The organism is Sorangium aterium, assembly GCF_028368935.1.
Lineage (GTDB): Bacteria > Myxococcota_A > Polyangia > Polyangiales > Polyangiaceae > Sorangium > Sorangium atrum.
This window is the reverse complement of sequence record NZ_JAQNDK010000001.1, coordinates 1332191-1347810: the sequence shown is the minus strand read 5'-3', so window position 1 is coordinate 1347810 and position 15620 is coordinate 1332191. Positions and strand designations below refer to the sequence as shown.

Sequence of the window (15620 nt, the reverse complement as noted above, 5' to 3'; positions counted from 1 at the left end):
CAGAATGGAAGCGCGTCGGTCGCGACGCGAGCCGCCGCGGCGCGGGCGCGAGACAGCGGCTTTCGGCCCCTCGCCGGCGCAGCGCTGCTCAGCCTGTCGAATCAAGGCAGCTCGGCAGCGCGCGGCGACCGTTCCCTACATGATATATCGGCGTGAGGAAGCCTCCTCCATCGCCTGTTGGCGACTCGGCAGCTCTGGCGAGCTCCCCGGCGACAGCCCTGTGACGTCAACCGTGTCACGGCGCTGCGGGCGCGCTCTTCCTCGACCGTGCATCGCAATATCGTAGGTGCCGAGTTGCGCGGACGCACGGCGCGGCGTGTTCAAGCGAAGTCGATGAGCTGACCGCGTTACCGATCGTGGCGTGGCATCAACGGGTGTTACCGATCGTGGCGCGGCTCCCGTCAACACGCGCCCTCGGCGCGGCGTCCGCGGGCCGCGCCGGCGAGCGCGAGCCCGAGCAGCGCCGCCTGGACGAGGCATGTCTCCACCGCAGGGTAGATGCCGAGCGCGGTGAAGCGAGGGAGCGGCAGCCGGTGGACCGGCAGCAGCCCGCAGAGCTGGAAGGCGGCCACGGCGCGGCCGGCGAGCGGGACGCACAGCAGACAGGCGAGCCAGGCTGGACGGCTCCCCCAGCGGCGCGCGGCCTCCCGGCTCGCGCGGGAGACCAGCGCCGCGCCGGCGGCGAGCAGCGCGAGCGTGATCGACACGCCGGCCACGGCGGGCGGCGCGACGGGGAGCGTCACCCCGAGCGCAGCATCGAGCGCCGAGAACCCGGCGCCGAAGCCGGCCAGCAGCGCGGCCGCGAACACGGCCGCTCGGCCGCCTCGCGACAGGCCGTCATGCGACGGATCGTGCGAGCGCATCTGCCGCGCCTCGCGCCGCCGGGCGAGCGCCGCCGTACCGGCGAGCGCCGCGAGCGCGAGCGCGATCGTCGCGCCTGCCGTGAGCGTTCGCCAGAAGCCGGCCATGTGCCCGAGCGCCGCCGCGACCCAGGCGGCGAGCGCGAGCAGCAGCGCCGCGCCCGACGCGACGTGGACGACACGCCGGCTCCGCGACGAAGCGACGGCGGCGAGCGCGACCAGGAAGAGCGCCGCAGCGGCGATCTCGCGCAGCAACAAGCGGCTCGAGACCTGGGCCACGAGCCGACCTGGCGCGCCCCCGGACCGCGCGAGCGCCACCTCGGCGTACGTCGCGTCGCGCAGGAGCGTGGCCATGCCCGCGTCGAGCGCCTCCGTCGTCGCGCCTGCCGAGAGCTCCGCTCGCAGGGCAAAGGCGCCGTCGCCGAGATCGTTCGCGAGCGCCTCGTTCACGGTGCGGACGCTCGCCTCGGCCGCGTCGATGCCGTCGAGCTGGGCCGTCCTGAGCGCCGCGCGCGCATCGGCGAGCCTGCCCTCGCGCAGCGCGGCGCGCCCCCTGTCGAGCGCCGCGCGCGCGGTGGAGAGGGGATGTGACGCGGCCTCGCGGCCATACGCGACGCGCCGCCGGAGCTCCGCGAGGAGCGCCGCGTGCCGCTCGGCGGGGATCCCGCGCGCGGAGAGCTCGGCGCGCAGGTCCGCGTCGGAGCGGACCGCGAGCTCGACCATGGAGTAGTCCGGCAGATCGAGCGGCCTCGGGCTCTCGCCGGGCTGGGGGTGGTGGAGACCGGCGACGTGGAAGGCGAGGTCCCAGCGGTCGCGGGCGGAGAGGAAGGTGAACGGGATCATGGCCGTGCCGCTGACGCCGAATCGAACCGCGGACTCGATACCCACGGGCGCGAGCTGCTCGGCGATGATCGCGTCGTGGAAGTTCGCCGGGTGCGGGACCAGGGTCGCCGCGCGCCGGGTATCGGCGTATCCCGTCGGGCCGTGGCAGGTGGCGCAGTTCTCCTGGTAGAGGGCCGCGCCGCGCTCCGCGTCGGGCCGCGAGAGCGGCGCTTCCGCCAGCCGGAAGGCGGCCGCGACCCGGTCGCGCGCGCCCCTGGACGCGATGGCCACCTGATCCGGAGCGACCTTCGCCTCGACGAGCTCACGCACGCCGACGATGCCCTGCGCGAGGTCGCCCGCCTCGCTCTCGATCGCGGACGGCTGGATGCGGGTGGCGACCTGGATCGCCTCGCCAAGCAGCGCCAGCTGCTCGTCATACTCGATGACGCTGGTGACGGCGCCGTTCGCAACGCAGCCGCCATAATCCATGGCGACGTAGCCGAGCACATGGACGAGGCGGCGCGCCTCCACCTCGGCCGGCTCCCCCGGGTCCGCCAGCGCAGGGCGCTCGCCCAGGAGCAGGACGGCGGCCATGGCGGCCGCGCTGACCGTCGCCATGGGGGTGAGCCCGGCCGTCGCTGCTCGCGGGAGGCGCGCGAGGCGCGGGGTCCGCGGAAGACGTGGGAGACGCGAGGTGGAGCCGGCCCGCGTCGGCGATCCAGCGCACAGTCCCGTCGCGATCATGCGCCCAGGTCCTGCGCGGACAGTCAGAAATCGCGATGACACATATCCCTCATACAATCGAAAAAGAGTTCATGCTAGCTTCCCTCGATCGTGCGGCGACCTCGCTGCTCGACGACAATGCTTTGAGGTCCTCCTGATGATGATCATGCTACGTGGCGCCCCGGGGCGCTGCGCCAGCTGGCCAGGGAGCAGAAAGGTTTTGCAAGACTGACCCACCGCTGTCGCTCGGGGCGGCTACGGGTGAAGGCCCCGGCGTCTGTCCTCCGTACGAGCCTCGGTACGAGCCTCCGTACGAAAGCGAGCGGACGTGGCCGTGGCAGGGTGCTGGAGCCACGAGCGCCAAGCGCCAGCGCCGGGCGCCCATTCAATGAGGGGCAATGATGGTGAACGCGCGCTCGTCCGACAGTGACGACGGAATTCCATTGTGCTTTGAGCGCGCCCCGGCAATCGCTGCCCTCCGGCGTCGCTCAGAGACCGGAGGGCGCTGCGCGCTGCGCGTTGCCATCGACGCAAGGCTCTCCGATTTAAGATGATCTCTCATATCTGTTTTCGGTAAGATGGTAGCAGCGCATTCACGTCCGATGCGCTGATCGCGCAGGGTACCAGGCGCGATGCGATCGTTGGCGTGACCGCGCCGGGAAGGCGCCCTGCTCGCCGCATGGCGAGCGTTCGTTGGAGGCAAGGCGGGATGAATCAGGAAGCACGGAGGGTGAAGCAGTGAAAATGAACCCCGGACATCTGGCCGCAGCGTCGGTGGCAGTGACGATGGCGTGGGCCGGCCAGGCGGCCGCCCAGTCGGTGATGAGGCAGCCCTATCTGCAGTCGTTGACGCCCAGCTCGGTCTACGTGGTGTGGACGACCGACGTGGGCACGAACAGCCGCGTGCGCTACGGCACCGATCCAGCGAATCTGACGCAGACGGTGGATCTCGGCGCGATCGCGACCCAGCACGAGGTGCTCGTCGGCGGGCTCACGCCGAACACCCGCTACTACTACAGCGTCGGTACATCGAGCGCGGTGCTGGCCGGCGGCTCCTCCTCCTTCTACTTCGAGACGGCGCCGCCCGTGTCCACGCCGAAGAAGTTCCGGGCGTGGATCATCGGCGACACCGGCTACGGCGGCACAGCGCCCTGGGCCACGCGAGACGCGATGCTGAGCGTCGTCGGCGCGTACCGCCCCAACCTGTTCCTGCACATGGGGGACATGGCGTACAACTTCGGCACCACCGAGGAGTTCACCAACGGCTTCTTCAATCAGTACGCAGCGATCCTTCGCAACACGGTCGTGTGGCCGACGTTCGGCAACCACGAGGGTCTGAGCTCCGACTCGGCGACGCAGACCGGTCCTTATTACACCGCCTACGTGCTCCCCGCCGCCGGGGAGGCCGGAGGGGTCCCCTCCGGTACGGAGGCTTACTACTCGTACGACTATGCAAACGTCCACTTCGTCGTGCTCGACGGCTATGGCTCCTCGCGTTACTCGACCGGCGCGATGGCGGACTGGCTCGCCGCCGATCTCGCCGCGACGGAACAGGACTGGATCGTCGCGTACATGCATTTTCCAATGTACACGAAGGGCACCCACGACTCGGACGAGGACTGGCTGACCATCGAGCACCGGGAGTTCCTCGCGCCCATCCTCGACGCGGGCGGGGTCGACCTGGTGCTCTCGGGCCATTCTCACAACTACGAGCGCTCGTTCCTCGTGGACGGCGCCTACGATACGCCGACCACGGCGGCCGGGCACATCGTCGACGGGCGCGACGGCAAGCCGCTCGGCGACGGCCCCTACGTGAAGCTCCCTGGCAAGGGGAGCCACGAAGGCGCGGTCCACGTCGTCGCCGGCCACGGCACGTATGTGGGCGGCTCCGGAGGCCACCCGCTCATGTACTTCAGCGAGGCGCAGAGCGGCTCGTGCCTCCTCGACGTCGAGGACAACCGGCTCACGGTGTCCAACGTTCGTTACGATGGCGTGATCAGCGATCGCTTCGCGATGGTGAAGGGAACGGCCATCGACGTTGCGGCGCCCGACGGCGGGGAGCGCCTGCCGCCGGGCGGCATCTTCCCGATCCGCTGGGCGACCGTCGGGAACATCCCCTCCGTGCGGATCGAGTACACGACCGACGACGGCGCGACCTGGAACACGATCACGAGCAGCGCGGCCAACACGGGCCGCTACAACTGGGTGGTTCCCTCCATCGACACGACGACGGCCCTCGTGCGCGTCTCCGACGCCGAGCACCCGCTGCTCTCCGACGAGAGCAACGCCGGGTTCACGATCCAGAGCCTCCCCCGCACGCCTGTCTACTTCGGCGATTACTGGGTTTACGACGACCTGGGCGTCGACCGGGGTACGGCCTGGCGAAACCTCACGTACGACGACTCCTCGTGGAAGGGCGGCTGGGGGCAGCTCGGCTACGGCGACGGTGGGGAGGGCACGACCCTCTACCGGGCCACGCCGTCGTATCCCACGGCCTACTTCCGGAAGATCATCCCGATCGACGGGCCGGTCGCGCAGGCGACCATGAAGCTCATCCACGACGACGGCGTCGTCGTCTGGCTCAACGGCACCCAGGTGGCCTCGAAGCGCGTGACCGGCACGGACTACGGTGACTATGCGTCCGCGGAGTCGCGCGACGACGAGCTCACCACGGTGACGCTCCCCCCGAGCTCTTTCGTGGTCGGAAGCAACATCCTCGCCGTGATGGTCAAGCAAGCGGCCCCCAATTCGACCGATCTGTCCTTCGACATGGAGCTGACGCTCACCTATGCGCCACCTGGCAGCGGGAGCAGCAGCAGCAGCTCGAGCTCGTCCAGCAGCTCGAGCTCGTCCAGCTCGAGCTCGTCCAGCAGCACGAGCGTATCGAGCACGAGCAGCAGCAGCACGAGCGTATCGAGCACGAGCAGCAGCAGCTCGAGCGCATCCAGCACGAGCACGGGCAGCGCCATGATGACCAGCGCGATGAGCGTGGGCAGCAGCGGGTCGGGCGGGGCCGGCGGCGCCGGCTCCGGAGGCACGCCCGTGTGCAGGACCGTGCAGCGCGGCACCTTCGGCACGGTCTGGGACGCGACGCTCTGGTCGGCCTCGCCGACCTACAAGGAGGGGTCGTACCCGTCGATCTACACGGGCGGAGCCGGCACCGGAGGTTTCCGTGCTGCGCTCGTCTGGTTCGACCTCTCGTTCATCCCCGCGGGCGCGCCGGTCTACTCGGCCACCTTGACGATGAATCAGGTGTACAAGGCGGCGGTCACCACCGTTCGTCTCCACGAGGCCCTCGCGCCCTGGGGCGAGACGACCGTGAGCTGGAACAGCTACAACCAGAGCTGGGAGCAGCTCAGCTTCGCGTCGATCGTCACCATCAACGGCACAGGCGATCGGACCGCCGACCTCACCGACCTGGTGCAGGACTGGGTGAGCGGCGTCCTCCCGAATTACGGGTTCGTGATGGAAGAGGACGCGGCGGGGGCGACGCAGTGGCGGGCCAGCGAAGACACAACGGCGTCGCGCCGCCCGCGCCTCGAGGTCTGCTACGCACAGTGACAGCGCAGGGCGACGCCCCGGCGGGCAGCGCCGGCCGGCCTCGTCGCCCCCTGCGCGTCCAGGATCTCCGATCCATCCCTGTTGAGCGCTGAGCGCCGCGCTGGCCAGCTTGGTTGCGCGGCCCAGCCGCACTGTCTACGCTCGTCCGCCGAACAGCGAGCGATCCGCGAGCGCCGCGGCGGGCTGTCGAGGCCCGCCGCTGGCGCGCGGCAGCGCTGAGAGGGAGGGGAGCGTCCATGTGCGGCATTGCTGGATGGGTGGACTACGAGCGCGATCTGACGCTGGAGCGCGATGTCCTGCAGACGATGACAGCGACGATGAAGCTCCGCGGCCCGGACGACGAAGGAGGTTGGCTCGCTCCGCGCGCGGGCCTCGGGCACCGCCGCCTCGCCATCATCGATCTCGAGGGGGGCCGCCAGCCGATGATCGCCGACGAGGGCGGCGCGCCGGTGGCCGTGCTCATCTACACGGGCGAGGTCTACAATTTCCGCGAGCTGCGCGGCGAGCTCGAGGCCCGGGGCCACCGCTTCAAGACCCACAGCGACACCGAGGTCGTGCTCCGTGCGTATCTCGAGTGGGGCGCGGGCTTCCCCCGGCGGCTGAACGGAATGTTCGCCTTCGCCCTCTGGGACGTCCGCGCGGAGGAGCTCCTGCTCGTCCGGGATCGGCTGGGCATCAAGCCGCTGTTCTACCAGCAGATCGGCTCGGCGGTGCTCTTCGGCTCGGAGCCCAAGGCCATCCTCGCGAACCCGCTCGCGTCGCCGGTCGTGGACGTGGGCGGCCTGCGCGAGCTCCTCGCCTTCGTCAAGACGCCGGGGGCCGCCGTGTTCCGCGACATGCGAGAGGTCCGCCCAGGCCACGTCGTGCACGTGCGGAGGGATGGGATCTCCGAGCGCCGCTACTGGGCGCTCGAGGCCAGGCCGCACGAGGACGACCTGCAGGCCACGATCCGAACGGTCCGCGGGCTGCTCGAGGACACCGTGGCGCGACAGCTCATCTCCGATGTGCCCCTTTGCTCCCTCCTGTCCGGAGGGCTCGACTCGAGCGCCGTGACCGCCCTCGCGCAGAGGGCGCTCAGGGCAGAGGGCGCGGGGCCCGTGCGCTCCTTCTCGGTCGAGTTCGCGGGGCACGCCGAGCACTTCACGCCGGACGCGCTGCGCAGCACGCAGGACACGCCGTACGTCGCCGAGGTCGCGCGGCACGTCGGGTCGGATCACGCGGGGATCGTGCTCTCCGCAGCGCAGCTGGCCGACCCCGAGGTCCGCGCCGCGGTGCTCCGCGCACGGGATGTCCCGATCGCCTTCGGCGACATGGATGCTTCGCTGTATCTCCTCTTCCGCGCCATCCGGGAGCGCTCCACGGTAGCGCTGTCCGGCGAGTCGGCCGACGAGGTCTTCGGCGGATACCTCTGGTTCCACGACCCGGAGACGGTGGCGGCGGAGACGTTCCCCTGGATCGCCATGCGCAGGAAGATCCGGGGCGCCAGCGCCGCCTCTCAGCTGCTCGCCCCCGCGCTCCTCGCGCAGATCGACCTTCCGGGCTACGTCGCCGCGCGCTACCGGGAAGCCCTCGCCGAGGTCCCGCCCCTGCCTGGCGAGGACGGAGCGGAGCGGCGCATGCGGGAGATAAGTTATCTGCACCTGACGCGGTTCCTGCCGATCCTGCTCGACCGCAAGGATCGCATGAGCATGGCGACGGGCCTGGAGGTCCGGGTCCCGTTCTGCGACCACCGGCTCGTGGAGTACGTCTTCAACGCGCCCTGGTCGATGAAGACCTTCGATGGGCGCGAGAAGAGCCTGCTGCGCGCCGCGTCCGAGGATCTCCTGCCGCGCTCGGTGCTCGACCGGCGCAAGAGCCCGTATCCGTCGACGCAGGATCCTGCCTATTCGGAGCGGCTCCGAGGCCAGCTCGCTGGGCTCCTCGCCCGGAAGGACGCGCCGGTGCTGCCGCTCCTCGACATGGCCCGCGCCCGCGCCGTCGCCTCGGAGTCGGGAGGAGCGGTCGATGAGATCCTCCGGTCGAGCATGCATCAGGTCCTCCTGCTCAATGACTGGCTGACGCGTTATCGGATCGACCTCGCGCTCTGAGCCCCGCGGCCGGCGGCGAGCGCGACAGCGGCCGCGCCGGGAGGGCAGGGTCGCGCCGCCGAGCCGCCGGCGGGCTCATGTGTCAACCGCCGGTTGACGTCGTTGACGGCGGCCCATGACAGCGGCGAGCATGCCTGTTCGCCGAAGCGGGTGAAACCCTGTCCTTCAGCGGAAAAGTGCAATCATGGTGCCCTGAACGGCGGCCGCGGTCGATGGCGCGCTATGGCCCGGGCATTGCTCTCACGTCATGACAAGACATCACGAAGACATGGCGAGGACATGACGACCCGCGGGGGAGGGGTGCGGAGAGGGAGTGAAGGGTGGGGGTCGTCGGTCGCGCGCAACGTCAACGATTGAGGGATAACATCATGAGCTTGAGATTGACCTATGCTTTCGGTGCCCTGTTGTCGTTCGGTCTCGTCGGCTGCCTCGCGGCAGACGGCGCCGACCTGGATGTGGACGTGGACTCGGCGAGCGACGCGCTCAGCGCCGTCAGGATCGAGGCCGAGAACCAGAACTGGTCCATCTCGTCGGGCGACAAGATCGAAGACAACGCGGACAACGTGAAGCTCCGCGCCAACCAGAGCGGCGATACCTTCAAGTTCTCCGCGTCGGTCGCGTCCGGCACGTACAAGATCGTCCTTCGTTACGCCAAGCGGAACGTGTACGGCAAATACGAGCTCTCCATGAAGGGATCGTCGGTGAAGTCCTTCGACGCGTATGGCTCCTCCACCGGCGACAGCTGGACGACCGCGACGCTCGGGGAGAAATCGCTCTCCGGCAACGTCGAGTTCGCGCTCACGTGCAAGGGCAAGAGCTCCTCGTCGTCCGGGTACGACCTGAAGGTCGACTACATCGAGCTCGTGCCGGTGGGCGGCGGCGACTCTGGCGGGAGCTCGGGCGGCAGCAGCTCTGGCGGCACCACGACGGCAGGGAGCGGCGGCGTCGTCAGCTCGACGATCGTCGTGAAGGCGGGCGAGACGTTCGACGGCGGCGGCAAGCGGTACATCGCCGACAAGAACACGCTCGGGGACGGCAGCCAGGCCGAGGACCAGAAGCCTGTGTTCAAGCTCGAGGACGGCGCGAAGCTGAAGAACGTGGTCCTCGGCGCGCCGGCGGCCGACGGCATCCACACGTACGGCAACGTCACGCTCGAGAACATCGTCTGGGAGGACATCGGCGAAGACGCCCTGACGGTCAAGAAGTCCGGCACCGTGGTGCTGAACGGCGGCTCCGCGAAGAACGGCGACGACAAGGTGTTCCAGATCAACGCGGCCAGCACGTTCAAGGTGTCGAATTTCACGGCGCAGAACGCCGGCAAGTTCATCCGGCAGAACGGCGGGACCGACTTCAAGGTCGATGTCTTCATCGACCGGTGCGACATCTCGAAGATGAAGGAGTCCATCTTCAGGACGGACAGCAGCAGCAGCAGCGTGACGATGACGAACACCCGCTACAGCGGCATCGGCAAGGAGCTCTTCATGGGCGTGAGCTCCTCGAAGATCACGACGTCCAACAACACGCAATACTGACCCGGCCGACGTCTGGCTGTCCATGGCCAGACGTCGCGCCACGGCGAGGGGACGGTCCGCGGCGTGCTCCAGAGGGACGAGCGCTGGCCGGCCGAGCTCTCGCCGCATCACCAGGGCCGGCGCGTCCTCGCGGGCGCGCCCGAGCGCTCTGGCGCGGTGTCAAGGGTCAAGGAGACTCCGCTCCGGATCCATCGCTCCGGCGGAGTGGCGAGCCGCTCGGAGCGGTGCGTCGTCATGAGAACGTTCACATTCTGTTAGCGACTGCCTCCATCGCTCACTACTCCGGAAATATACCGCAATATTGCGGATCTTTGTCACGAGGGGAAGCGACTGCCATCGCGGTAGGAACGGCGACGTGGCATCATGCGCCAATGCGTACCATTACGGATAGGCTCACACGTAGCGCTCGATACCTGGCCTTCGTGGCCATGCCATTCGCCATCCTGAACTGCTCCAGCAGCGATCCCGATGAGTCCGGGAACGGCGGGGGCACGACGACGAGCACCAGCTCCCAGAGCGCCAGCAGCGGCAACAGCAGCAGCAGCAGCAGCGCCAGCAGCTCGAGCTCGAGCGGAGGCGAGCCCGCGACCACCACGACGTCGGGGGCCGGGGGCAGCGGAGAGGGCGGCTCGGCGGGACAGGGCGGGAGCGGAGAGGGCGGCTCGACGGGAGATGGCGGCAGCGCGCCCTCCGAGGACTTCGCGCTCGCGAGCACCAATCACGCGGAAGGCGCCAAGTTCGCCGACAAGTACACCTGCCAGACCGCCGGCTTCCAGAACAGCGTCATGCCGGAGCTCCACTGGACCCCAGGGCCTGCGGGCACGAAGAGCTACGCCATCACCTTCATCGATGTCACCCTGGCGCACGGGACACCGTCGCAGGCCAACGGCTATCACTGGGTCCTGTACAACATTCCTGCCACCACCACCTCGCTGCCCGAGGGGTTCAAGCAGGCGGACGCGGCGCAGCTCGGCGCCAAGCAGAACTCGAACTACCTCGGGCCCTGCCCCAATTTCGGCAGCACCACCGGCACGAAGACCGACACCTACGAGTTCACGATCTACGCGCTCGCCGAGGACTCGATCACGATCACGGGCACCGGCACGGCTGCAGTGAAGGACGCGGAGACCAAGCTCGAGGCGAAGCACCTGGAGAGCGCGAAGCTCACCGGCACGTCCAACGCCGCCTCGACGCGATGAATCGGTAGCGGCGTCGACGCCCGCGGGGGCCTTGCGGCCGCAGGACGGCACGAGGCACCCACGCTCGCCGCGCGATATCGCACGCTCCTTCGTTCACGGTTTGCTGCGGTTGCCCTCCGGACGCCTGGTGGCCTGTTGCGCCGAAGACAGGCTGTCTGCCAGCCTGCCGTTCTCCGTGTCGATCAGCTTCTTCTCGTACCAGGGCCGTGTGGCGTGCGCGCGAATGAGATACGCGAGCGCGATGACGCCGAGCAGCGGCAAGGCGGCGTAAGCCACGGAGTGGGCCGTCACGTCGGGGCCGATCGCGCTGGCCGCGCTCCACGAGGGGACCTGGCGCGCCTTCACCGTCTCGCCCTCGCGGAGCCGGGCGAACGCGCCCTGGGACACCTCGTCGGAGAAGGCGGCGCCGTCTTCGCCCCGCATCGTGACCTCGAAGCGGGTGTGGTCGCCGTCCTCGCTCTCCCGGAGCTGCGTCACGCGGGCATCCACCGTCTCCCCCAGCCAGCGGCGCGCGTGGAAGGCCGCGAACGCCATGTTGAACGCGAGCGACGCGACGGCCGCGGCGACGGCCCACCGCTTGTGGAACGCCGCCCTGCGCGCGAACCGCTCGCCGAGCGGCTCGGACGAGAGGAGCATGCGCCCCCCGCGCGGGGGCACGAGCAGGTATCCCTGCGCCTGGTCGCGGTACCCTTGAGCTTGAGCTTCGGGATCGGGCGCGCGCCGGAGCTCGCCGATCGCGAAGACCCTCTCGCCTGGCATGAGCTCGGCCACCCGGACGCGCCGGGTGAGATCGACCCGGATCATGCCGTCGAGCGCGTCGACGAGCTGCACGTCCTCGCCCGGCGCGACCCGGATGCGCGCGCCGGACGCGTGGCGGAGATAGAAGGGGTGGACACGGACCTTGCGGCCGCTCTCGGCCCACTGGTGGCTCCAGACCCCGGAGGTCTCGGACTCGGACCCCTCTTGCTCGACCTCGACGCGCACCGCCACGTCCGCGCCTTGCTCCCGCTCGACGGTGCCCACGACGACGGCCTCGCCGGGCGCGAGCGCGGCGCCGGGCCTGAACGAGGCCTCGGCCTGCGCGGCGGCGCGGCGCTGCCGGCGCGAGCGCCGGAGCGCGAGCGCCGCGAGGGCGAGCAAGCCGGCCGTCGCGACGCCGTCCACCAGGAGCGACGACAGCCCGGCGTCGAGGTGATATCGGCTCACGAGCAGCCAGATCCGGGGTTCCATGGCCCGCCATGAGAGCGCAAACCGGCGCGCCCGTGCGAAAAACCCGGCGCCACCTTCCGGAGGAACGATGCCCGTGCCGCCGTCTCCTTTCCGCGTTCACGAGCCCGAAACGCCGGGGCCGATCGTCGTCGAGGTCCCGCACGCGAGCCTCGCCGTGGACGAGCTCGCGGCGCGCTTCACGCGCGTGCCGGAGCGCGCCCTCGCGGCCGACGCGGACGTCGCGGCGGACGCGCTCTTCGGCGACGTCACGCTCGAGGGGGCCGCGCTCGTCGTCGCGACGGCGAGCCGCTTCGTCATCGACCTCAACACGGCCCCGCGCGTGCCCACGCCGTACGAGGACAAGCTCCCGTACGGGCTGCGGGAGGTGCGGCGGCGCTCCGCGAGCGGCGAGCAGTGGCTCGAGAGCCCGCCGCCACGCGCCGAGGTCGAGCGCCGCGTCCGCGACGTGTTCGAGCCGTACCACGCGGAGGTCGCCGCGCGCCTCGCCGACGCGCGCGCGCGCCACGGCGTCGCGATCCTCGTCTCCGGGCACGCGTACCCCGACGTGATGTTCCCGGGCGCGGCCGACGTCGTGCTCGGGACCCGGGGCGGCGAGAGCGCGGCGAGCTGGGCGCGCGACGCGGTCGCCGAGGTCGCGCGCGCGCACGGCCTCTCGCTCGCGCTCGACGATCCGTTCCCCGGTGGCCACGCGCTCGACCGGCACGCGCGCCGCGACGAGGGGGTCCACGCGCTCCAGATCGAGATCGCCCGCAGGCTCTACTGCGACGCGCGCACCCTCGCCCTCCGCCCCGACGATGTCGCGCGCGTCCGGGGCTTCACCCGCAGCGTCATCGCCGCGCTCACGAGTGCAGCAGCGCGATAACGCGGCACGCACACGGTACGGCTGCAGAGCGCACACGGTACGCGCGCAGGGCGCACACGGTGCGCGCGCAGGGCGTACAAGGACGCGGAGCGAGCGCGGTAAAGGCGCGGCGCACGAGCGCAACGAGCTCGGCAGGCGCGTGCGATCGAAGCCCGCGCAGCTCGGCGAACGTCGCACAGGTGCGCGCTCGTCCCACCACCGGATCCGCTGTTCCACAGCACTGTCGCGGCGCATCCGGACGTTGACACCGCGACGCGATGCACGGAGATTCCGCCCTCAACACCAGGCCAGGGATGGGGAGGCTCTCCATGCGCCCAGATGGTTTCTCGCTCTCGTGCTCGGCGCTCGCCAGCGTCGCTTTCATCGGCTTCCGCGGTACCGAGCACGTCTCGCAACCGTACGAGTTCGAGCTCTTCTTCTCCGTCCCGACGAGCACCGACGTGCGCAAGGCGGTGGGTGAGCGGGCGACGGTGCGCGCGAGCCGCGGCGACGGGAAGGACCCGCTCGTCGTGCACGGCGTCATCGCGAGCGTCCGCCTCTTGCACCAGAACGCGGATCGGGCGCTGTACCAGGCGCTGCTCGTGCCGAAGCTCTGGTTCCTGCGCCACTTCTGGCGCAGCCACGTCTTCACGAACCAGCCCGTCAAGGAGTTCCTCTCGGCGACGCTCCAGAACGGCGGGCTCGCGGGCAGCGACTTCCGCTTCTCGATCAACGACGGCGACTACCCGGTCGAGGAGTTCGTCGCGCAGTACCGCGAGACGCACCTGGCGTTCTTTCACCGGTGGCTCGAGCGCGAGGGCCTCTACTACTTCTTCGAGCACCCGGAGGACGGGCCCGGCGAGGTGCTCGTCATCGTCGACGACCGCGGGCTGCACGACGATTTCCCGGGCGGCGGGGCGGTGCGCTACGTCCCGCTCTTCGGCGACGACGTGACCGCGCCGCCGGGCCTGCACCAGATCGAGCAGAACGTGCAGTGGCTGCCGAAGACGGTCACCATCGCCGACTACAACTACTCGAACCCGTCCGCGTCGGTGAAGGGCGAGAGCAGCATCACCGCGAACGGGGTGGGCGCGATCCGCGAGTACGGCTTCCGCGTCTTCGTGCAGAGCGACGCCGAGCGCCTCGCGCAGGTGCGCGCGCAGTCGATCGGCTGCCGCGAGGTGACCCTGCGCGGGAGCGGCGACGCGCTCGGGCCGCGGGCCGGGTACCGGTTCTCGCTGGATGACCAGCCCGCCGACATCGTCGACCAGTGGCTCGCGCTCGAGGTGCAGCACAGCGCGTCGATCGCCGGGATCACGCCCGAGATCGCGCGGCTGACGGGGCTCTCGGGCAAGGACATCTACGCGATCAAGCTGCTCGCGATCCCGGCCGACGTGCAGTTCCGCGCGCCGCAGGCGACGCCGTGGCCGCGCATCTACGGGTTCGAGAACGCGATCGTCTGCGGCCCCGCCGACAGCCAGTACGCGCAGATCGACGCCGACGGCCGCTACCTCGTGCGCTTCGAGTTCGACACGAGCGGCCTGCCCGACGCGCGCATCTCGACGCGGGTGCGCATGATGCAGCCCCACGGCGGGACGACGGAGGGCTTCCATTTCCCGCTGCGCAAGGGCACCGAGGTGATGATCGCCTTCCTCGGCGGCGACCCGGACCGGCCCTTCATCGCCGGCGTCGTGCCCAACGCGCACCGGCCGAGCGTCGTCGCGGAGCGCAACCTCAGCCAGAACATCATCCGGACCGGGAGCGGCAACCAGCTCGTGCTCGAGGACGAGCAGGGCAAGGAGTTCATCTTCCTCCACACGCCGAACAACCGCACCGGCATCTACATGGGGACGCCGAGCGGCAACCACGGGTCGGTCTACACGGGCGACGGCGACACGAAGACCGGCACGTTCCTGTCCCCCGAGAACGCCGACCCGGCCATCGCCGGCAGCAGCCTCGTCGACATCACGTTCAGCTACCTGGAGACCACCGCGGGCGACGGCGGCTCATGGATCGGCGGCGACTCCTGGGAGAACGTCACCGGCAACAAGTTCAGCATGGTGGTCTGCAACCTCTGGGCGGGCGTCGGCGGGACGTACACGTACCAGGTCACCGGCGCGGCGACGGAGACGTACTACGCGACGCGCACGACCACGATCAAGACGGGCCGCGTGGACACGGTCGAAGCCGGCGGCATGAAGCAGACGATCACCGACGGGCTGACGCTGACCATCACGAGCGGCGGGATGAAGCACGACGTCCACGGCAAGTTCGAGCAGACGATCGAGCCGGAGGGCTCGTCGACGGTGACCGGGCCGTGGAAGCACAAGGTCACGGCCGAGAACTTCGACGACTACAAGAGCTGGAAGACGGAGGTCGCCACCACCTGGAAGGGCCACTTCGGAGGCGACGTCGACCTGAAGTCCGACACGAACTTCCTGATCAAGGCGCCCAACGCGAAGATCACGGCCACCAACCTGAAGTGGGAGGTGCTCGGGCTGACGTTCGACCTCACGCCGAACAAGCACGAGCTCTTCTTCTACAAGGGGGCGAGCGGCGTCATCAAGACGGACCACGCCGTGCTCGCCCAGCAGGCCTACTTGCTCAAGCTCGAGACGTCGTTGATCAAGCTCGACTACTACGCGTTCGATAAGAAGGCCGTCGGCGCCAAGATGGATCAGTTCGGCACCTACCTGAAGCAGCAGGCGATCGCCCTGACCCTCGCGGGGGTCATCGCGTGGAACAGCGCCTTCACGAAGATCTGA

At 69.8% G+C, this 15620-nt stretch carries 8 protein-coding genes; 6 read left to right on the top strand and 2 right to left on the bottom strand.

The window, feature by feature from the left end; translation table 11 throughout:
• Nucleotides 1-401: 401 nt before the first annotated feature.
• Nucleotides 402-2300: a c-type cytochrome gene (locus POL72_RS04925; protein ID WP_272093844.1), complete on the bottom strand. Its 1899-nt coding sequence runs from the start codon at nt 2298-2300 to the stop codon at nt 402-404.
• A gap of 849 nt (nt 2301-3149) precedes the next feature.
• Here POL72_RS04925 and POL72_RS04920 point away from each other — a divergent pair.
• The 4 genes from POL72_RS04920 (at nt 3150) to POL72_RS04905 (ending at nt 10784) form a co-directional block, all read left to right on the top strand.
• The gene (locus POL72_RS04920; RefSeq protein ID WP_272093843.1) at nt 3150-5966 is read left to right on the top strand and encodes a DNRLRE domain-containing protein; all 2817 of its coding nucleotides are present in this window, start codon (nt 3150-3152) and stop codon (nt 5964-5966) included.
• A gap of 236 nt (nt 5967-6202) precedes the next feature.
• Nucleotides 6203-8053 carry an asparagine synthase (glutamine-hydrolyzing) gene (gene asnB / locus POL72_RS04915; protein ID WP_272093842.1) on the top strand — a complete coding sequence of 617 codons (1851 nt, stop codon included), beginning with the start codon at nt 6203-6205 and terminating at the stop codon, nt 8051-8053.
• 368 nt (nt 8054-8421) lie between these two features.
• A complete protein-coding gene (locus POL72_RS52205) occupies nt 8422-9585 on the top strand; it encodes a pectate lyase (protein WP_272093841.1) in 1164 nt (387 codons plus the stop codon).
• A gap of 428 nt (nt 9586-10013) precedes the next feature.
• The gene (locus POL72_RS04905) at nt 10014-10784 is read left to right on the top strand and encodes a YbhB/YbcL family Raf kinase inhibitor-like protein (RefSeq protein WP_272093840.1); all 771 of its coding nucleotides are present in this window, start codon (nt 10014-10016) and stop codon (nt 10782-10784) included.
• A 93-nt stretch (nt 10785-10877) separates the two neighbouring features.
• Here the strand turns inward: POL72_RS04905 and POL72_RS04900 are convergent, their stop codons facing one another.
• The gene (locus POL72_RS04900) at nt 10878-12014 is read right to left on the bottom strand and encodes a hypothetical protein (RefSeq protein WP_272093839.1); all 1137 of its coding nucleotides are present in this window, start codon (nt 12012-12014) and stop codon (nt 10878-10880) included.
• Nucleotides 12015-12081: 67 nt separating this feature from the next.
• On the opposite strand from POL72_RS04900, the gene POL72_RS04895 reads away from it, so the two are divergent.
• Together POL72_RS04895 and POL72_RS04890 are read left to right on the top strand one after the other, a co-directional pair.
• Nucleotides 12082-12876 (top strand): N-formylglutamate amidohydrolase, encoded by a 795-nt coding sequence (locus POL72_RS04895; protein ID WP_272093838.1) that lies wholly within the window; start codon nt 12082-12084, stop codon nt 12874-12876.
• Nucleotides 12877-13184: 308 nt separating this feature from the next.
• Entirely contained in the window at nt 13185-15620 is a 2436-nt protein-coding gene (locus POL72_RS04890) for a type VI secretion system Vgr family protein (protein ID WP_272093837.1), read from the top strand.

Excerpts from the sequence above, each read along its gene's own strand:
- POL72_RS52205 (WP_272093841.1), top strand. The coding sequence starts at position 8,422 with ATGAGCTTGAGATTGACCTATGCTTTCGGTGCCCTGTTGTCGTTCGGT.
- POL72_RS04925 (WP_272093844.1), bottom strand. The coding sequence starts at position 2,300 with ATGGCGACGGTCAGCGCGGCCGCCATGGCCGCCGTCCTGCTCCTGGGC.
- POL72_RS04905 (WP_272093840.1), top strand. The coding sequence starts at position 10,014 with ATGCCATTCGCCATCCTGAACTGCTCCAGCAGCGATCCCGATGAGTCC.
- POL72_RS04920 (WP_272093843.1), top strand. The coding sequence starts at position 3,150 with ATGAACCCCGGACATCTGGCCGCAGCGTCGGTGGCAGTGACGATGGCG.
- asnB (WP_272093842.1), top strand. The coding sequence starts at position 6,203 with ATGTGCGGCATTGCTGGATGGGTGGACTACGAGCGCGATCTGACGCTG.
- POL72_RS04890 (WP_272093837.1), top strand. The coding sequence starts at position 13,185 with ATGCGCCCAGATGGTTTCTCGCTCTCGTGCTCGGCGCTCGCCAGCGTC.
- POL72_RS04900 (WP_272093839.1), bottom strand. The coding sequence starts at position 12,014 with ATGGAACCCCGGATCTGGCTGCTCGTGAGCCGATATCACCTCGACGCC.
- POL72_RS04895 (WP_272093838.1), top strand. The coding sequence starts at position 12,082 with ATGCCCGTGCCGCCGTCTCCTTTCCGCGTTCACGAGCCCGAAACGCCG.